This window comes from Flavobacterium sp. LAR06 (assembly GCF_041946075.1).
GTDB lineage: Bacteria > Bacteroidota > Bacteroidia > Flavobacteriales > Flavobacteriaceae > Flavobacterium.
On sequence record NZ_JAUTYT010000014.1, the window covers coordinates 69,125 to 89,890 of the forward strand.

Genomic DNA, 20,766 nt, shown 5'->3' on the forward strand with positions numbered 1-20,766 from the left:
TTTGCTTTTTTGCCACAAAGGCGCAAAGGCACAAAGTTTTTTCATTTTGCACCAAAGTTTTAAATTTTTGTAATTCTTCTTTGTGTCTTAGAGCCTTTGTGGCAATTACATTGAAATTGTTTTTTGATATTGATATTGACATTGATTACATTTGCACAAATTATTTTAAAAAATGAAGAATCTAGTTGAAGAATTAAAGTGGCGTGGGTTATATCATGACAGTATGCCTGGAACGGAAGAACAATTACTGAAAGAAGTAACAACTGCATATATAGGCTTTGATCCAACGGCAGATTCACTGCATATTGGCAGCATGGTTCAGATTATTTTATTGGTTCATTTAAACAGAACTGGTCATAAAGCAATTGCCCTAGTTGGTGGTGCGACCGGAATGATTGGTGATCCATCTGGAAAATCTGACGAAAGAAATTTATTGAATGAAGAAACTTTGGCTAAAAACGTAGAAGGAATCAAAAGTGTTTTGTCTCGTTTCTTAGACTTTAATTCAAAAGAAGCAAATGCTCCGGTTATGGTAAATAACTATGACTGGATGAAAGAATTCTCCTTTATTGATTTTGCCCGTGAAGTTGGAAAACGTATCACGGTAAATTACATGATGGCGAAGGATTCTGTTAAAAAGAGATTGAGCGGAGAAGGAGAGGGAATGTCTTTCACAGAATTCACCTACCAATTGATTCAGGGTTACGATTTTTACCATTTATATAAAAACAATAACTGCCTTTTGCAAATGGGAGGTTCTGACCAATGGGGAAATATCACTACTGGAACAGAACTAGTGCGTAGAATGGGTGGAGAAAATGCAAAAGCATTTGCTTTAACAACGCCTTTAATTACAAAAGCTGACGGATCTAAATTCGGAAAATCTGAAGGTGGAAATGTTTGGTTGGATGCTGATAAAACTTCAGTTTATAAATTCTACCAATTTTGGGTAAACGCAACAGATGTTGATGCTGAAAAATATATTAAAATCTTTACTTTCTTAGACAAAGAAACAATTGACGCTTTAATCGAAGAGCACAAAGCGGCTCCACATTTAAGAGTATTGCAAAAGAAACTGGCTGAAGAAATCACGATTTTTGTTCACAGTAAAGAAGAATTAGAAAAAGCGATTCAGGCTTCGAATATTTTGTTTGGAAATTCGACTGCAGAAGATTTGAAGCAATTAGATGAAGCGACTTTTTTAGAAGTTTTTGACGGGGTTCCGCAAGCAGAAATTGCAAAAGCTGATCTTGAAAACGGTTTGGAGATTGTTTCGGTTTTAAATGAAAAAACAGGTTTCTTTAAATCAAACGGAGAAGCGAGACGTGCCTTAACAGCAAATTCAATTTCGGTAAACAGAGAAAAAATAAAAGAAGATTTTGTTCTAACAGCAAATGATTTAATCAACAATCAGTTTGTGTTATTACAAAGTGGGAAGAAAAACTATTTTGTGATTAGAGTGGTTTAATTGTTTAATCGTGTAATTGTTTAACCGATTGTAAAACGCGATTAACCGATTTAACAAATCAACGATTAAACTTTTAAAGAACCATTAAGTTACAACCACGAATATCAGAATTATCAAAACGTCCCAATACCTCGAAAGAGTTGTTGGGATATTTTTTGCCTAAATCCTGCGTGGCGATAAAAGAACACGAATTGATATTGGCTAAATCAATAACATTAATTCCGCCGGTTTTTCCATCATTCACATAAGTGAGGGCATCTTCGGGATCGCGAACTAAAATATGCATCCAGGACGGGCATTCGAAAATACCTTCACCTAAAGAATAGGCTTGTGCCAAAAGTTCTGTCATTCCATATTCGGAATGAATAGTAGAAACACCAAAACCTTTACAAAGCTGTTCGTGCAATTCTTCCCGAATCATTTCTTTACGCTTGCCTTTCATTCCTCCAGTTTCCATAATAATGGTGTTTTGAAGATTGAATTGATGTTTTTCGATCAAATCTAACAAAGCATAAGTAACTCCAATTAAAATCACATTTTGCCCGGATTCATCTAAAGCGGTCAGTTTTTTAATTAAGTCGTCGTGGTTGTGTAAATAAAACCCACTCTCGGCCTGATTGGATAGTTTTATCAAGTCTTCGACCATGTAAATTAACGAAGAGCCATCGCGTTCCAAATAAGACGGCAAAAGGGCTAAAACAACGAAATCTTCAATATTGCCGTAAAATTGTGAAAACCCGTTTCGGTAGCTTTCTTCATATAGGGAAACATCGGTCACTAAATGACGGCTGGTGATCATTCCGGTTGTACCGCTGCTGGTAAAAGTTACTTCGGCAGGATCTGAATTAGAAACGACATTGTGGCTTTTGAAAAACTGTATCGGTAAAAATGGAATTTGTTCCAATGTTTTTACCTGTTGTGGATTCACTTTTAAAAAATCACAGAAATCACGATATACCTTATTATTCTCGTGCTGAAAACGAAACACTTTTAGTGCTATTTTTTCAAATTGTTTCTGACTTGAAATGGTAAAGATATCGTTGGCTGTAATCAAAACTTTTTTGTGCAAAGATATTAATAATTGGAAGAAGTAAAGACAATAAAAAAGCTCCAATGTTTATTTTGGAGCTTTGTTTTTTTATGTTTTACCGAATAATGAGCTTTCGGGTTGCAGAGGCATCTTGTTCGTATATTTTGATGATATAAACGCCGGGAACCAGATCAGAAACGTTTAATTCTTTTGAAGACAGATGTGTTTGGATTACTTTTTTTCCGAGAACATCAAAAACAATCACCTCTTTCTCTAAGTCATTTTTAGAAGAGATATAAACCTTTCCGTTTGTCACTGGATTAGGGTACAAGCTTAGACCCTCAATAGTTGTAGGCTCTTGAGGTTTTGGTAATTGCTTACTGTCTTGTGCTGAAACACTTACAGTAAAGAAAAATGCCAATAAGAATGTAATATAAAAGTAGTTTTTTGCCATCGCGTAATTTTGGTTACAGTAAATATACAAAAAAGTTTTCAAAAATTACGCCAAAAAAAAACATCCTAAATATTTAGGATGTTTTTAACATTTTGATTGTGATGACTATAGCTTTTCTAATAAGTTAACACCGTCAACAATTGCCCACGCTCCAGGAGTTAAAGCAGCTCCGGTTGCAGTTGTACTTGTTGTGAAGTTTCCTGTAGGGAAAGCTACTGTAAATCCTGCAGCACCAGTTCCTGTTAAAGGAGTTGCAGCTTCAGCAACTTTTACGTTTAACATTTTTATTTTTCCACCAGCAACCTGATTTGTATTTGTAGCAGCTTCCTGAATTCTTACTGCAACAGATCCTGTTGTAGTAAATCCTGATATTACAACATTTGAATATTCACCGTTTCCATCTTTTTTGAATTGGATTGCATCATATTCTACAGAACCTGAAGCTTCAGTTGCTGTTCCAGCAGCTCTTCTTAAAGTAATGTTAGAAACTTTAGGAAAAAACAAATTGTTTACACTTTTTGCTTCGATTTCCATTCCGAAATTTCCAGCACCAACTTGGTAAGCATACCAGTTAGTGTTTGCTTGTCCTTGCCATCCATCTTGCCAGTCAAAAGAATCATCTGTATTTCCGTAAGAAATTAAGTTTTTAGCACTTACAGTTCCACCATAAAATTCAAAACCATCATCAGCACCTTTGTAAGCAACTAAGTTTTCTAAAACTGTTCCTGAACCTACTGCGTAAAATGAAAAACCATTCATTTCTGAATTTCCATCAAGAATCTTTTTTCCAGCATATTCTACACGAACATATTTTAATGAACCACTGCTGTGAGTAGGATTAGAACCACCATAAACGATGTTTGTTCCATCTTCTGAAGTAGCAGTAGTAATCGGTGTTCCATCAGCAGTTTTTCCTGAAACGATTGGAGCATCACCAAACATAATTATTCCACCCCATGAACCTGCAGTTTTAGATTTTTCTGTAAAAACAACTGGTTCTGCTGCAGTACCTGCAATGTTTAAAATACCACCTTTTTCAACTAATAAAGCATCTGAACCGTTAGTTGCATCAGCAGTGATTGTAGATCCTGCGTCAAATGTTAATGTTACACCACTTTTTATTCTTACTGTACCACTTAGGGTATATGTTCCTTTGATAAAAGTTTTTGAAGCTGTAATATCTCCTGTAATTTCACCTGAACCAGTAGCTGGAGGCGTTACAACATCATCGTCGCTAGAAGAACAACTTGCGAAAATCAAGCTTATTAGAGAAAGACTTAAGACTAATTTTTTCATTTTTAATGATTTTAAAATTATTTTTTTGTGTTATTTATTTGATTCAAAAGTACTATTGAGGTTTCTAAATTTAGTTAGCTAATTGTTACTAAAGTATTATATAACAATTAGCTGTATGTAAATTTTATGTTACGGGCTAAAAACAAAAAAGAGCCTTACGACTCTTTTTTGTTTTTATTAAAATGTGTATCCAAGATTAACAGAAAATCCAACTCCTTTTTTATAATCACGAACGATTAATGAACTTTCAGTAATATCTATAGTACTGTCTTTTCCTAATTCTTTTTTATAGTAAGGATTCAGTAAATTTTCTGCACTAAATTTTAATTCGATATTTTTTGAAAGATTACTTGTCCAGATAAAATCTAATTTGCTAAATGATTTTTCATAAATGTGATCCATTCCTGAAGAACCTACAGCGAAGATTCTGTCCCCATAAACATTATAAACTAACGTCATCGAGTTTTTCCAGTCATTGTTTAATTTAAAGTCATACTTAAGGTCACTGTTTATAATCCAGTTTGAAGCTCCCTGAAGTTTACGATGAGTGCTGTTTTCAAGCTCGTTTCCTTGTTGTGTTAAATCAATCTTAACATCAGTACTCATTACAGAAGTATTGAATCCGAAAGTAAAGTTAGATAGTGATTCATTAATTCTGCTTAATTGTAAACTCATTTCCAGTTCAGCACCGTAAATTATAGCTTGCTCAGAATTTTTGAAGGTTGTGATCTGGCCACCACTATTAGCAGTTGGTTTAAAAACTCTTTCGATTGGATTCTCAATCATTTTTCCGAATGCGCCAATAGCAAAAACTTCTTTACTGTTAGGAAATAATTCGTATTTGAAATCAACATTGTAGTTGTCGCTGTCTAATAAATCTGAATTTCCACTTTCAGAAGTTCCATCAGCATTGATGTAGTTGATCGGAAGTAATTCCATTGCAACTGGTCTTGTGATAGTTTTGCTTAAAGAAGCACGTAGATTGCTGTTTTCGTTTAAAGCATATTTACTGTTTAAAGATGGTAGGAAATCCAGCTTGTCGTCATTTTTAGTTCTGTAAGGGCTTCCAAAAGGGTCTCCTAATTGTCTGTATTTAATTTCGCGGGTTGAACTTTCAGCTCTTAATCCAGCATTTAAATCAAATTTTTCGCCAAATGTCCAATATAAATTAAGGTAACCAGCATTAACGAACTGATTTAATTTTACTTTGTAATCTCCGTTAGATTCTTCCTGTACGTACAAAATCCCGTTATCGATATCCTGATTAATTTCAGAACTAATTGTATTTAGGTTGGCAGTATAATTTTTCTCTATATTCCTTCTTCCAGAGAAAAAACGGTAGCTTGATTCCATGTCATTGATGAAATTGTTATATCCTACAGTAAGATTGTTCATCTTTTCTTTGTCACCAAATTTAAGGCTGTACTCTGCAAGAGCCGAGAAATAAAAGTTTCCACTTACATCTAAATACTGACGGTTTAAGTTGTTACCTCCATAAGACATATTGATCTCATCATCATTCAGTTTTGAACCTGTAATGAATTTTCTGTCAGGCTGTTGGAAACCCGTTTTTACGTATGAACCCCCTGCTTTAATAGTTTGTTTTCCGTCTTCAGTCAATTTGTAATCACCAAATAATTGCGTATTCCAATATTGAGATTCTTCAAATTGATTCATTCTGATAAGATTGTTGGTTACGTTTGCCAAACTGTTAGTGTAACCTAACTGATCCTGGATTTTGCTTTCAGTAGCCTGAATAAACAAGGTGTTGAAGTTCAGGTTCAAACGATTTGTTTTATATTTTAAACCCGCTAAACCAGAAAACGTAGTTTGGTAAGCATATGTTGTGTTATATAAGTTGTTGTCGTAATTACCCTGACCAAGGTTAAAAGTTCTTTCAACTCCTTCTCTAAAAATGTATTTATTGTCAAAGTTAACCGACATGATGTAACTTATGTTTCTTTCTTTTTCAAGACTAAATTTTTGCGAATGTAAAAAGCCAATACTTGAATTTAACGGACTGGCAGTTTCGTCAACATCCCAGTTTTTATCTCCATAGGCATTATGGTATTGATCCGGAGATAATTTTATACCACTAGGAACTGACCCAAAAACAGATGGAAGTTCTCTTTTGTTTCCTAAAAGTCCAAAAGTTCCTTCAGTTGTATTTGCATCATCCGATAGAAGGAATTTCTTTAAATTATTGTTTGTAGTATATCCAAATCCAACATTCAATTTAGTGATGTTTTTTGGCTGGCTGGTTTCGATATTAACAGTAGCTCCTGCAAAATCACCTGAGATGTTAGGATTAAATGTTTTGTAAATATTTAAAACTCCTACAATGTCAGTTGGAAATAAATCTAATGGAATTATTTTTTTGAAAGGACTGTTCGAAGGCGTTTGTAAGTCGTTAACTAATAAGTTATTATATCGGTCTTCAAGTCCTCTGATAAATAAACCTCTTCCGTCTACTTTTGTAATTCCGGTAACTTTAGTTAATCCATCTTCAACATCGCTTACTCCTTTTCTAGACATCTCTTGTGCACCAATACTTTGTTTGATAACAACAGCGTTTTTTTGGTCTAGTAGTAAGGCAGTTTCTTTTTCTCTACTGCTAGTGTTTTTTACTACAACATCTTTAAGAGTATAACCTCCTGAAGAAAGAACCTGATCCAAGGTAACAGTTTCATTAGCTTTAACAGTTACAGGTTTTTCTACAGATTCATATCCTACGAAGCTAAAAATTATAGTATAAGTTCCAGGATTTACGTTTAACGAATATTTTCCGTCAATGTCAGTGTTAGCGCTAATGTTAGTTCCTTTAAGAAGGACATTTGCAAATGGTAATGGCTGATTGTTAGATTCTTTGTCTGTTAATAAGCCAGAAATTGTACCTTTGTTTTGTGCGATTGAAATCGTACAGATAAATAATGTGAATAATAGAAATTTTAAATTGAATTTCATTTCAGTGTTGTGTTTAATTTATTTTTGTGCAAAGAAATGACCGTACTGTAAAGTTCATGTTAGCTACTTGTTATGTTTTTGTTCCTTGAAGATTATCAAATTGTTACCAAATTAAATTACCGTTAACACGAATTTTTAACCGTTGATTTATTGTTATATTTACCATCGCAATTACAAATCATCGGATTTAGAAGAATAGAATTTGATGAAAAAAACTCAATTTTTGCTATTTTATGAAAAAAACACAAACCAAGATCTTATTAGTTGACGATGAACCGGATATCCTGGAAATTGTAGGCTATAACCTTGCTCAGGAAGGCTATCAAATTGTAACAGCTTCAAATGGAAAAGACGCCATAACAAAAGCTCAAAAAGAATTGCCGGACTTAATTATTATGGATGTGATGATGGCTGAAATGGACGGAATGGAAGCCTGTGAGCACATCAGAAAAATCCCTGAATTAAATAATGTTATCATAACATTTTTAACAGCAAGAAGTGAAGATTATTCTCAAGTTGCTGGCTTTGATGCAGGTGCAGATGATTATATTACCAAACCAATAAAACCAAAATTATTGGTCAGCAAAGTAAAGGCTTTGTTAAGAAGGTTAAAAGAACAAGAAGTAGTTAGCGATACCTTAAACGTTGGCGGTATCGAGATTAACCGTGAAGAATATAAGATCATTAAAGGCAATGTCGAAATCGCTTTACCAAGAAAAGAATTCGAATTGTTCTACTTATTAGCTTCAAAACCCGGAAAAGTTTTTAAAAGAGATGAAATCCTTGATAAAGTTTGGGGTAATGAGGTAGTTGTAGGAGGAAGAACAATCGATGTTCACATCAGAAAACTACGTGAAAAGATCGGAGAAGATCTTTTTAAAACAATAAAAGGAGTAGGATACAAATTTGAAGTTTAGTTTTTTTAAGATACTAAGGTTCTAAGATACTAAGTCGCTAAGGTTTTAGTTCTACGGTGGAATTTTAGTTAAGATTAAAACGGATTCAAATTGTTTTCAAAACATTCAATAAATTTAAACCATATAAGAAATTGAAGTTCATTACATTTATATGATCTTCAATTTCTTATATGGTTTTTGAGTTAAGCTTATTTTTCTTAATCTCTTAATGGTTAAATAATATCAATGAAAATTAATTTTAAAAAAACATACAAGTTTGCTGTAAAATCGGCATTATACATAAGCCTTTTTGCTACTGCATTCGTACTGATGTTAATGTCGTTATTTTATAAAGGCCAATTGAATCATCAGATCGCTTTTGGAATAATTTTTATTTTATCAATTTATATTTTCTCTTTTTTGGTTTTGCAATATCGTGTAGAACGCTTCATTTATAGAAGGGTGAAAAAAATCTACGATGAGGTTTCGTTATTAGAATCAACAACACTAATCAATCAACCTATTACTACCGATATGGAAACGCTTTCGCGAGAAGTGAAAAAGTTTGCTACTGATAAAAAGCTGGAAATCGAAATGCTTGAAATTCGTGAGCAGTACCGAAGAGAGTTTTTAGGAAATGTTTCGCACGAACTTAAAACCCCTTTGTTTACCGTTCAGGGTTATGTTTCTACCTTATTGGATGGTGCGATGGATGATAAAAACATCCGAAAAAAATATTTAAAACGTGCCGAAAAAGGAGTAGAGCGTCTTATCTATATAGTAGAAGATTTGGATATGATTACCAAATTAGAATCTGGTGATCTGGATTTGAATATAACCGATTTTGATATTGTAGAATTGATTCAGAATGTTTTTGATTTATTAGAAATGAAAGCGGACAAAAAGAAAATCAAACTGGCTTTTGAAAGCCGAAATGTAAAATCGGTTATTATTCGTGGGGATCAGGACAGAATCCAACAAGTTCTCGAGAATTTGATTGTGAACTCTATTAAATACGGAAAAGTCGGTGGCCTGACCGAAGTGGGTGTTGTAAATTTAACCAAGAAAAAAGTCCTGATCCGTATCAGTGATAATGGCGAAGGTGTTGAAAAACAAAATATTCCAAGACTTTTTGAACGTTTTTACAGAGTAGATAAAAGCGGAACCCGCTCTGAAGGTGGTTCTGGTTTAGGTTTAGCGATTGTAAAACACATTATTGAGGCGCATAAAGAGAAAGTTTATGTAGAAAGTGAGTTCGGAATTGGCTCAGAATTCTCGTTTACACTTGAAAAAGCGAATAAAACTGTCAAAACTGAGGTTAAATAATTGTAATTTCAATTAACATAAAGTCACGTAGAGTAAGGTGTATTGATTTCAGTAATAATTGCCTAACTATTTCGAAACAAATATTCTTATAATGGTAACATCCTGTTAATGATTTCTTAACACAGGAGGTTACATCTTTGCACTTGAAATTTAGTGTCAAAGAAAAAAGAAATAATGAAGATAAAATTTTTAGCAATTTTGCTGCTATTTGCTAGTGTTTCAAACGCGCAGGAACTGAATAAAGAAGATGTAAAAAAAGAAGTAGTTCGACTTCTCGATTCCATCAATAAAGCAAAACTTCCGGAAACTAAATCTGGCGGTGGGGTCGAAGAACATTGGTACGATAAAATTTCTTTAAGAGGTTATGCACAAGTTCGTTACAATGGTTTGTTTTCGACAAACGATAAAGTTGCTTGCGACCAATGTGACAAATCTTGGGGAACAACTTCAACCACTCCAGACGCAAAAGCAAACAACGGACTCTTTATTCGTCGCGCTCGTTTAGTGTTTTCAGGACAGGTTCATCCTAATGTTTTCTTTTATTTCCAACCTGATTTTGCTAGTTCACCAGTAACTGGAATCCAAAATTTCGTTCAAATTCGTGATTTATATTTTGATCTTTCTTTTGATAAGAAAAGGGAATATCGTGTTCGTGTAGGGCAAAGTAAAATTCCGTATGGATTCATAAACATGCAGTCTAGTTCGCAACGTTTAACTTTAGACCGTGCTGATGGAATAAACAGTTCAATAGCAAATGAACGTGATTTGGGGGTGATTTTTTATTGGGCTCCCGCAGAAATCAGAGAACGTTTTGAAATGTTAGTTAAAGACGGATACAAAGGTTCAGGCGATTTTGGAGTTTTTGCCTTTGGAGTTTATAATGGACAAATTGCTAATAAAATTGATGCCAACAGAGATTTGAATGTTGTGGCAAGAGTAAGTTATCCTTTTGTGATTGGAAGTCAGATTATTGAACCAGGAATTCAGGCTTATGATGGAAAGTGGGCTTTTACAGACGAAATTTCTACAGGCGTTACTGTCAATAATCCAAAATACGTAAAGGATGAAAGAGTAGGTGCAACTTTTGTTTTGTATCCAAAACCTTTCGGAATCCAAACCGAATATAATATTGGTAAAGGCCCCCGATATAATACTGCAACAAAAACAGTTGATGTATCTAGTTTGAATGGAGGATATGTTTTACTGAATTATAAATGGGATATCAAAAAACAGCATATTTATCCCTATGCCCAATTTCAATATTATGATGGAGGCAAAAAATATGAAAAAGATGCCAGAAGTTACGTCGTGAGAGATTACCAATTTGGTATCGAATGGCAACCAATCAAAGCATTTGAATTAACTGCAGAATATGTTATCGCCGACAGAACTTTTGAAGACAGTGCGCGCCCTATTAACAGACAAGAAGGAAATTTATTGCGTTTACAAGCGCAGTTTAACTTCTAAGCTAGTCTTCGAAAACAGAAAATAACTTGTCCCAATCAATATCATTTTTAAATTGAGACAAACCTTTAAACGACTTTACTTTTGAAAGATCTTCAATGGTAAAGTCGTCTTGTATTGCGTAAGGTACCAAATTCTCTTCCTGAAGTTTAATCGCCAAATATTCCTGCTCGTATTGTCCCGGAGTTGGAATGAAAAAAGCTTTTTTGCCCAATTTTGCCAAATCCATAACCGTTGTATAACCTGAACGGCACAGCACAAACTCACTTTCATTAAAAGTTTGCTCCAGTTGTTTTGAGTTCATGAAATTATAATACGTTACATTTCCGGCCTGCCATTTGTTTTGTGTTTTCTCCACAATACCCTGTACAAAAACAACTTTGCCATTAAAGTTTACAATTTCTTTTTGCAATTTCTCATCCAGATAAGTACGTTGAGGTTCCGGCCCGGACAAAATAACCATTAAATCGTACACTTTCGGCGTTTCCTTTTGACGCATTCTGCTTAACGGACCAATATATTTTAAGTTCAGGTCAGTATTTTTTAAATGTCCTAATTCACCCGTAAGATTGGCACCTTCATTGGTATCAGGAACCCAGCATTCGGTATATTTTTTAATAATATGTTGATGACATTTACTGGTAAACCAAGTGGTGTTTCCAGTCATCACATTCAATTGATGTGTCATAAAAACAGATGGAATTCTTCGGCTAAAAACTCCCAAACGATTGTCTGAGATAATACCGTCAATTCCGTGTTTCTTAATCCAGGAATTCACTATTTTTTTCTCATCCAAAATGGCTGTAATCATTTTCGGAAGATTCTTAATCAGTTTCCATTTGAAATTTTTACCATTTTTAGCATATTCAATATGGTAAGAAGGTAATTCTAAGGTTTGTATGTAAGGAAATTCTTTTCGAAGTAACGCAAGCGCAACTCCATCAGAAGCTATAATCGGAATAAAATTATTTTCCTGAAGCGCTTTTATAATTGGGATGCATCTAGTGGCATGGCCTAATCCCCAGTTTAAGGGAGCAACTAAAATTGTTTTGTTCGCAGAGTAGTCAATGCTCATAGTTTAACGCTTTTTAAAAACGAAGATAAAGAAATATGTTTTTTATGGTATTTCGCACACATTACTAAATTATTAACTGTATATTTTATTTAAGGTTCTAAGATGCTAAGGCTCTGAGGGACTAAGGTTTGAATAATAAAAAAGCCGAACATAAGTTCGACTTCAAAGTTTTGTATCTTACAAGCTCAGCATCTCAGAGCCTTAGCACCTTAGTACCTCTGAACCTTCCTCTAATCCTGAATATACGTTTTATTTCCGTTTTTATTAATATAGTATTTTCCACCTCTTGGGCCTGTGTATACTTTTTTGCCATTGTATTCTCCCGTAACTTTGTCCGGTACAGATGGTGCTTTTTCGTTCGTTTCTTTTAAAGTTTTACTAGCTGTTTTTGAAGCTGTTTTTTTAGTTGCGGTTGCCTCTTTTTTAGCAGATTTTGATGCTGCATCGGCAGTGGCTGCACTAGTTTTGGCTTTATCAGCACTGCTTTTTGCTTTTGCTGCTTCTTTGTCTGTTGTTTTTTTAGTAGAACTTGCTGCTTCTTTTTTAGCTTTTGATGCCGCTACAGTTGCATCATCTGCTGATTTTTTTGCTTTTGCAGCTTCCTTATCTGCTGTTTTTTTAGTGGAGGTTGCTGATTCTTTTTTAGCTTTTGATGCTGCCGCAGTTGCATCATCTGCCGATTTTTTAGCTTTTATTGATTCTTTTTTTGCATCGGCTGCTGCTTTATCGGCTTCAGCCTTTTTCTTTTTAGCCGTTGCTTCACTCTTGGCTTTTGTTGTGGTTGCAGTTTCCTGAGCATAAAAATTACCAGACAAAACAACTAGAAAACAAAGTAAAAATAATTTTTTCATGAGGTTAAGAGTTTAAAATTCAATTAAAATTAATCAATTTATGATTAGCTTTTTCGTAAAGCATTAAAAATAAGCACGAAGCTGAACGTTTCCTGTGTGAACTGTTGTTCCGGTCTCGCTTTTACGCCCTTGGTAATTTAAATTTACATCTAAAAACTGGGTGATATTTTTCTGCAAAAGCAATTTCCATACTAAGTTTTGCCCAGCCTGAAGTCCTTCCAGCATCTGAAAACCTACAGATGAAAATTCGTTTCCATCAAATTTATTTTCATAGAAAGAAAACTCCCCGTTTACCGTAACTTTTTTTTCACCTGCATAAGAAAAGGATGTTCCAAGCCGGTTTTGGCGCAAAGTTTCTAAATTTCCAATTTGATTTTCTTTGTTCTGAAATTCATAAAAGAAATCTAAACTCGTGTTTTTTGAAAACAAATAACTGATTTTTGGTGCCAATTGATACCCTTTTAAATCGTAGTTTTTTTCGACAAAATCTTCTGAAACCAAATCGGTTTTAATAGTTTTGGTAAAGAAATTAAACAGCCAGCTTTTTTGATATAAATGTGTGTATTGCAATTGGTGCGAGTTGTTTGTAACGGTTTGTGAACCAACTGAAAGCAAATTTTTTCCTTTATTGACCAGATAGGAATACGTAACTGAATGTTTCTGTTTACCTCTATTATAAAATAAACTGTTTCTGAAACTCGAATTTAATCCCAAAATGTTTTCTTCTGAAGAAGCAAACGGATTCAGTTCCAAACGCTCACCTTCGCTTTTTACTTTTCGATCCATGATAAAGGAAGTCTGATTGTAAAAATAGGAGAGCAACTTTTTAAAACCCTTTTCATTTTGCCATTGCAAAGGATTCCAAGCCACAGATTGCGAAAATTTATTTTGATTCGTTTTGATGTAAACCTGATTCGGTAAAAAGATCCTGATAAATCTGGCCTGATCCGAAAATTGGGCAATTTCAAACTCTTCCAATTCCTGAACTCCGTTACCATTATAATCGTTCCAGGTATAAACACCCTGACCGGTGGGAACTTCAATATAAGTGAATTCCTGTTGCGCAATAGTTCCTGAACTCGTTTCGTAGGCCGTTCCAAGTTGCATCAACTGATTAAAAAAACGGTCAGTGTATAGAATTCTCGAATTTAACGAAGGTTCATTTTTTCGAGTAGCGTCCGTAAAATCTAAAGTTCTGTAACTCGCATAAACAGCTAAATCTGTTTTTTTATTCTGAATCAATTTTGATCGGAAATAATATGTTTGCGAATTGTTTACATGCTGCAACAATCCATTTTGTAAACTGTCGTTGCGACGTTGTAAAAAACCTAGCTCAGCATAAACTTTCGTACTATCGCCACGTCCAATAAAAGCACCATATTCTGAAAATCTTTGGCTCAGGGCCGAAAACTGATTGCTAATTTTATCTTTTTCCTGATTGTCTTCAATTTGAAAGCTGCCTCCAATCCAGTTTTTTCCAAAATGATATTTGGTTTTGGCTTGATTTCTAATGAATTTCGATGTTGACGTCGTGGCATCAGAATTCAAAAAACTACCCTGATTTTCGATAGTCCATTTGTTTAACTTAAAAAATGCGGTTGTAGTATGTCGTGCTCCCGAATAACTTTCAGTATAATCTAATTTTTCAAATTGATAAGTAAACAAACCAATATTTGAAGTTTCTTTTTTAGCAAACAAATTAAAATTCAAACCGGTAACCAACAAACTTTGATTGCCAAATAGGGTGGTATTTAAATTCCAGTCACGGTTAAATTCAATATTATACAAACGCTCCACAGATCTAAAATCTTCTTGTACAAATTGATAATTTGCAAATCCGTCTAAAGTGCAGCTTCGGGTAAAAAGTCGTTTTTTGATATTAGTTTTAAGCGCAATTCCATCATTATTTGCATCGTCAATACCAGAAAATAAATTTTTATCGTTGTTGCTCATGGCAATTTCAAAATCAACAGCAGTTTTTTCGTCAGGATTGTATTTTCCTAAAAAAGTGGCAACCTGAATTTTTATTGGCGAAACCAATTGTACGATTGGTTCATAATTTCCTTGTGAGATTCCATTCACCGGAGCAATATATTCGAAAATTCGTTCGACTGTATTACTGTTTTGAATGATGTAATTCCCAAGATTATTTCCGACAAGACTAAATTTTACATTATACAAAACCTCACTAGAATCGCTGGAGTATTCATAGATTTCAACTGAATTTACCAATGTTTTCCTGTACAGAATTTTATTATCGACATATTTATCCACGTAGGCAGATGGCGCAGTCATGAGTGTCGGATCATCTCCGGCCTGACTCAAAATCTGTACCTGTTCTGGTGAAAGATTCTGTTGTAAAGGCTGATTTTTTAAATCATTTTCAGAATATAAATAACCTCCAAAACTCCAGTTTTTGTTTTCATGTGTCGCACCGGCGTAGGTTACTAATCGATTATAATTTCGTTCTGAATATTGATACTCAACATTAATTCTCATTTCAGATGTAATCGTAAAAAGAGAAGTAAACACAATTTCTCCGGCATTATAGTCAATTATATAATCGTTATTTTCGCCTCGTTTCAGCAAAACACCATTGACATAAACCCGCTCAGAACCGGAAATAACCAAAACATACAATTCTCCATTTTGTCCTTTTAGTTTATAGGGGCCTTGATTCCCTTCTTGTCCTGTAAAAGTACTTTTAGCATATTGTCCTTTTACAAAAGCAACCGATGCAAAAACGTTGGTTTTACTTTCGTCATTCCCAAAATTAAAACTGGTTGAAAGTCCCTGTACCTTTTTATTAAAACTTAAAAATTGCGTTTTTCTATTTTCTAAAAAAACATCGCCTGCGCGAATGTTCCAGTCATCACTAAAAAGTTCCATGAAAATATTATCGAACTGATCCAGCTTTTGAGAGTATCCGCCATCCTGTAGCGGAATATTACTATCCTGAAGTGAAGCCCGAAGACTAACTTTATCTGATATTTTCCCGGTAATCTGAAGATCAAGATTGGAGTTTAAAACGGTATTTTGATTATTACCAATCGTGATGCCGCGTGTAATACTTCCGGAGGTATTCAAACCATCAAAAGGAGTGACTTTTTTCGCGTTTGGATTTTCTATTTTATACAATTTTTCCGTTCCAACGTCATTGCTCACTACCTGGCTTTCCTTATAAAGACCATATTCTTTGGTTAAGAAATCTGGATATTTTAGGTAATTGACAATTAAAGTATCAGAAGATGAAGGGTATTTTTCATTCAATAATAAAAATCCTTTTTGAAAATCGATTTTATAAAAGGTAGAATCGACAGGTTCATTTTTGGTATTTAATAGCTGAAAGAAACTCGAATTAATGCTAAATTTTTCCAGATGAATGGTGTCTCTCGTAACAATTACTTTTTTGGTTTTATACGCTGATTCTGTTTCCTGGGCATGAAGTCCAGAAAACCAGAGGATAACCGTTAAAAACAGTAATTTTTTCAACATAAATACTTTAACTCTAAAAAGCCAAAAGTAGTATTTATAATTGGGAAATTTTGGATGTATAGTTTCGCTCTTTAGAAAGGAATACTATTTGTAAAAATGAAAATGCAAGACCAAAAATTATCTGGTATTCCTTATTTGATTTATCATTAAAATAAAAAATGAAACCGTCAGAATAATTGAAATTATCATTTTAATATTATTGGTATCGTGACTGGAATGGTAAAAAAAGTAAGCTAAGTAGGTGCAGAAAAGAATTGCAACACTATATTTTAAAAGATGTAATTTCATGTTTTCAGGAATGACAGTGGCTTACTTATTTGGCATTTATGAAAAAATAAAAGCGATGGCAATTATGACGATGATTAAAAAGACAGAATTTGGATTGGCAAAATTAATCGTCCATCCTAATTGTTTGATTCTCTTCGGAGGAAAAAGTCGGTCGTCTTCCGGGTTATAATAAAAAAATCCCCAGATCCAGTTGTCCGGATCGTTTTGCCATTTGTCCTGATTTTCGGGTTCGTTATTAAAACTCATAGTTTAACTTATAAAGTTTTCTTATCAGGCTAAATTACAGTTTTGTAAACGCTTGTATTATGCGATTATCGGGTAATTATGTTATTTGTTGTTTTTTTCTTTTAAAAATAAGTTGTTTTTGTGAGTATATATTTATTAAAGTGTCCTCTATGGTTTTGAAAGGAAAATAATGTGAATTATGAATATTCTGATAGGGAATAAACTCAAATTACTGAGAAAAAATAGAGATATGTCGCAAGAAGAAGCGGCAGATTATCTCAATATATCACAATCAGCTTATGCCAGAATGGAAAGTGGGGAAAGTAGCTCATGGGCGAATCATATTTTTAAAATCTGTAAAATTTTTGATATAACTTCTGAAGAATTATTGAAAATAGAGACGAATCAAAAAGAAGCCGCATCTTCAGATGGTACCATTCAAATATCAGATACTTTAATTGCACAATATGAAGAGCGAATAAAAGATCTGAAAAAGATAATTAAAGATTTGAAAGCGAATAAAAAACTCCAATAGCCGTAATTTTTTTTAGCTTTGTTGTGATAAAATAAACTTAAATCATGGATACAGGTAAGGAGCTTTTATTCTTTTTTAGTGCTTTGGGAGTTTTTAACGGAATTATTTTAGGTGTTTATTTTTTCTTCTTTACAAAGAAAAAATACCTGACCAATTATTTCCTTGGAGCACTTTTATTTGCCCTAAGCATACGAATCGGGAAGTCGGTATTTGTGTATTTTGATTCGGCTTTGCCAAAAATGTATTTACAATTTGGGCTTACAGCTTGCTTTTTTATTGGTCCTTGTTTGTATTATTTTCTTAAATCGGCAATCGAAGAAATCAATATAATGCCGAAATCCTGGAAACTCACAATTCTTTTCTGGGCGATTCTTATTATTACTGTAGGTGTTGTATTTCCGTATGAAGATTACCCAAAACTCTGGCGCTTTTACTTTATAAGAATTATTTATTTTCAATGGTTTGTATACATTGTTTTTTCAGGTATTGCAATCAAAGATATATTGGCAAAAATCATAAGCAGAAAACACAAAGCAACTCCGGCAGAAACTTGGTTTGGAATGCTTTTTCTAGGGAATTTTTTATTATTTCTTTTTTATTTTCTATCCATAATGGGAGCTCCCGGAGCAACTTATATAAGCGGAGCAGTAGTTTTTTCTTTTATTCTCTATTTAATTATTTCGATTCTTTTATACCGAAAAAAGACCGATGATTTGTTTCTTTTGAATAATCAGAAGTATTCTGGAAAGAAAATAGATTCAGCAGAAGTAGCTATTTTATCCCAAAAATTGGAAAATGTAATGATTGAGAAAGAATTGTTTAAAAACTCTAATTTGACTTTACAGGATTTGGCTAAGGAAGTAAACATTTCAAGTCACCAACTCTCTCAGTTTTTAAATAATAATCTGGGGAAGAATTTTACGAGTTTTATCAACGAATTCAGAATAAACGAAGCCTGCGAAATTATAAAATCAAGTGATAAATTCACTTTAGAATCTATAGGTTATGATGTAGGTTTCAATTCTAAGTCGGCTTTTTTTGCTGCTTTTAAAAAACATACCGGAAAAACACCTTTAAACTACCAGTTGCAGATTTTATAACGATTACACAGAGTATTGATTTATAAATCCGTACTCCTGATTCCATTTTCGGGGACTTCATTTAGCGATTTTCGATTGACTTTTGTCACATAAAAGTCAAATTTATAATCTCTAAAATTTATGAAATTCCAAGTTTCAGTTCTCTTCTCCATTTACTGTCTGCTTTTCTATTCGATTGGAGCAAAGGCACAGACAGCACAAGCTAATTCAGATAAGATTGTCGTCAAGAATAATGAGTTAAATGAGGTTGTCATTAAAAAACAAACGCAATTAGTAAAGCATTCTTCAAACGGAACAATCGAAGTAAATGTAGCCAATACATTGCTTTCGACCAGTAGTTCTGTAAATGAGTTATTAAGCAGGGTTTCAAATGTAACTGTTGCTGAAGGGCAAATTAGTGTACTCGGAAAAGGAGAAGCGATCATTTACCTTAACGGAATATTGATTAACTACGAAAGGTTTGCTGCAATCCCGGTTTCGCAAATTTCGAAAATTGAAGTAATTCCAAATCCTTCAGCAAAGTATGATGCCGAAGGGAAAGCAGTAATTAATATTATTACCAAAAAAAATATTGAAAATGGAATTATGGGAACGGCGAGTCAGCAAGTAACTGTCTCTGAATTTGCAGGGACAAGTACCAATACACTGCTTGACTTTAATTACACAAAAGGAAAATTTTCTTTTATTACAAATTACGGTTTACAATTAGGAAAAGGGAGAGAGCTACTGTACACAACCAGAACACGACCAGATCTGGAGGAATTTATGAGGTCAGAATTGACCACAGATTGGAAACGGCAGTTTAATAATTATTCTAATTTCGGATTTGGAGTTCAATATACTTTTTCTGGAAAAAATTACATCTCGCTTGCCTATAGTGGTAATATTGAAGATTTAGGTGGCGTGGTTGAAAGTCGAAATGCAATTGAATATAATTCAGGGAATAGCTTTTATGCTACTGATATTGATAAAAATGATGTTTTGCTGAATCAGTTTGTGAATTTGAATTACAATGCAATAACGGATAAAAGAGGGGCATCATTATTTATTGGATCGCAATATTCTAATTATAACGGAACCATAAAAGATTTTATTGATGAAAATGGTGTGGCAAATGACGTTATTACACAAAAGTATCTTAAAAATAATGTTGGTAATGCCATAAATATAATGGCTACTCAGGTCGATTATTCAAAAAAAATTAAAGAAGACACTAGACTAGAAACGGGAGCTAAGTATAGTTATGCGACAATAAAATCAGCTACAGATTTTTTGATTGCAGCTGCAGATGATATGAACTTTGAGTTTGATGACGAACTATCGAGCGATTTTAAATATCAGGAACGTATTGGTGCGGCCTATTTTAATTACGGAAGTTCAATTGGTGACAAGTTTGATTTTTCTGTAGGCGCAAGAGGCGAATGGACGAAATATAATTTGTACACAAATGCAAACGGGGTTCAAAAATTCGAGAAAAACTATGGAAATCTTTTTCCCAACGTACTTTTAAATATGAATTTTTCTGAAGATTGGAAAGCTCATTTTTCGTATGTGTCAAGAATTACGAGACCAAGATATCAGGCGCTAAATCCGTATGTTATTTATCAGGATCCCTTTACAACGATCGAAGGAAATCCTGATTTACTTCCGGAAAAAATTCATGCATTTGAAATTGGCACAATGTATAAAAAGTTTGATTTTAAAATTGGATATACTTACAAAACAGATCCTATTTCTGCGGCAGCACTGAGAGGTGATACACCCAATAGTTATATTTTGAGATCCTTAAACTTAGAAAAAGAACATACTTTTTTTACTTCCCTTTCAAAATCATTTGCAGCCAAATGGTGGAATTCGACCAATACCGTAAGTATGAATTTAACGAAAGCTATTGATAACGTTTATGAATATGAGTCAGGACCTATAAAACCTCAGATATATTTGTATTCCAATAATACATTTTCGATTCCAAACCTTTTCAAAATTCAATTACTTGCCTGGTATTTGGGGGATAAAAGTTATGGTTTACGAACCGATAATAGCCGTTCAACAGTAACATTAGGAATCGAAAGAAACTTTTTTAAAGATGCCTTAAAATTGAATTTTACCGCAAATGATATTTTTCATGACTTTATGGTTTCCGGAGATTATAATGTTGGGCAAACTCAAATATATTATCATAGAACTTACACAACAAACTATTTTAGAATTATGGCGATCTATAGCTTTGGAAATTCTAAGAAAACAAATTACAAGAAATCAGAAATTGAGCAGACGGAGAATAGTAGGGCGAGGTAAA

The 20,766-nt window shown here is 33.6% G+C and carries 15 protein-coding genes; 7 read left to right on the plus strand and 8 right to left on the minus strand.

Features of this window, described 5'->3' with window-relative positions:
- Window positions 1-172 precede the first annotated feature (172 nt).
- Window positions 173-1,468 (plus strand): tyrosine--tRNA ligase, encoded by a 1,296-nt coding sequence (tyrS, locus tag Q7C23_RS19010; protein ID WP_375033977.1) that lies wholly within the window; start codon window positions 173-175, stop codon window positions 1,466-1,468.
- Between the two features lie 73 nt (window positions 1,469-1,541).
- Here the strand turns inward: tyrS and Q7C23_RS19015 are convergent, their stop codons facing one another.
- From Q7C23_RS19015 to Q7C23_RS19030, 4 genes are all read right to left on the minus strand, one after another.
- Complete coding sequence (locus Q7C23_RS19015; protein WP_375033978.1) at window positions 1,542-2,522, minus strand: acyl transferase; 981 nt, start codon at window positions 2,520-2,522, stop codon at window positions 1,542-1,544.
- Window positions 2,523-2,613: 91 nt separating this feature from the next.
- The gene (locus tag Q7C23_RS19020; protein ID WP_072969701.1) at window positions 2,614-2,952 is read right to left on the minus strand and encodes a T9SS type A sorting domain-containing protein; all 339 of its coding nucleotides are present in this window, start codon (window positions 2,950-2,952) and stop codon (window positions 2,614-2,616) included.
- A 105-nt stretch (window positions 2,953-3,057) separates the two neighbouring features.
- A complete protein-coding gene (locus Q7C23_RS19025; RefSeq protein WP_375033979.1) occupies window positions 3,058-4,248 on the minus strand; it encodes a hypothetical protein in 1,191 nt (396 codons plus the stop codon).
- Between the two features lie 177 nt (window positions 4,249-4,425).
- A complete protein-coding gene (locus Q7C23_RS19030; RefSeq protein WP_375033980.1) occupies window positions 4,426-7,212 on the minus strand; it encodes a TonB-dependent receptor domain-containing protein in 2,787 nt (928 codons plus the stop codon).
- Window positions 7,213-7,445: 233 nt separating this feature from the next.
- On the opposite strand from Q7C23_RS19030, the gene Q7C23_RS19035 reads away from it, so the two are divergent.
- The 3 genes from Q7C23_RS19035 (at window position 7,446) to Q7C23_RS19045 (ending at window position 10,901) form a co-directional block, all read left to right on the plus strand.
- A complete protein-coding gene (locus Q7C23_RS19035; protein WP_375033981.1) occupies window positions 7,446-8,129 on the plus strand; it encodes a response regulator transcription factor in 684 nt (227 codons plus the stop codon).
- Window positions 8,130-8,354: 225 nt separating this feature from the next.
- A complete protein-coding gene (locus tag Q7C23_RS19040) occupies window positions 8,355-9,434 on the plus strand; it encodes a sensor histidine kinase (RefSeq protein WP_375033982.1) in 1,080 nt (359 codons plus the stop codon).
- Between the two features lie 171 nt (window positions 9,435-9,605).
- Window positions 9,606-10,901: a porin gene (locus tag Q7C23_RS19045; RefSeq protein WP_375034039.1), complete on the plus strand. Its 1,296-nt coding sequence runs from the start codon at window positions 9,606-9,608 to the stop codon at window positions 10,899-10,901.
- 1 nt (window position 10,902) lies between these two features.
- Here Q7C23_RS19045 and Q7C23_RS19050 read toward each other — a convergent pair whose 3' ends face one another.
- From Q7C23_RS19050 to Q7C23_RS19065, 4 genes are all read right to left on the minus strand, one after another.
- Window positions 10,903-11,973, minus strand: coding sequence for a glycosyltransferase (locus tag Q7C23_RS19050; RefSeq protein ID WP_375033983.1), 1,071 nt, complete (start codon window positions 11,971-11,973; stop codon window positions 10,903-10,905).
- 230 nt (window positions 11,974-12,203) lie between these two features.
- Window positions 12,204-12,824, minus strand: coding sequence for a hypothetical protein (locus Q7C23_RS19055; RefSeq protein ID WP_375033984.1), 621 nt, complete (start codon window positions 12,822-12,824; stop codon window positions 12,204-12,206).
- 63 nt (window positions 12,825-12,887) lie between these two features.
- A complete protein-coding gene (locus Q7C23_RS19060) occupies window positions 12,888-16,319 on the minus strand; it encodes a hypothetical protein (protein WP_375033985.1) in 3,432 nt (1,143 codons plus the stop codon).
- A 324-nt stretch (window positions 16,320-16,643) separates the two neighbouring features.
- Window positions 16,644-16,853, minus strand: coding sequence for a DUF5808 domain-containing protein (locus Q7C23_RS19065; RefSeq protein ID WP_375033986.1), 210 nt, complete (start codon window positions 16,851-16,853; stop codon window positions 16,644-16,646).
- 178 nt (window positions 16,854-17,031) lie between these two features.
- Between Q7C23_RS19065 and Q7C23_RS19070 the strand changes: the two genes are divergently transcribed.
- The 3 genes from Q7C23_RS19070 (at window position 17,032) to Q7C23_RS19080 (ending at window position 20,765) form a co-directional block, all read left to right on the plus strand.
- Entirely contained in the window at window positions 17,032-17,367 is a 336-nt protein-coding gene (locus Q7C23_RS19070) for a helix-turn-helix transcriptional regulator (protein ID WP_375033987.1), read from the plus strand.
- Window positions 17,368-17,411: 44 nt separating this feature from the next.
- Entirely contained in the window at window positions 17,412-18,467 is a 1,056-nt protein-coding gene (locus Q7C23_RS19075; protein ID WP_375033988.1) for a helix-turn-helix domain-containing protein, read from the plus strand.
- A gap of 120 nt (window positions 18,468-18,587) precedes the next feature.
- A complete protein-coding gene (locus Q7C23_RS19080) occupies window positions 18,588-20,765 on the plus strand; it encodes a TonB-dependent receptor domain-containing protein (RefSeq protein ID WP_375033989.1) in 2,178 nt (725 codons plus the stop codon).
- The last annotated feature ends 1 nt before the right edge of the window (window position 20,766 follow it).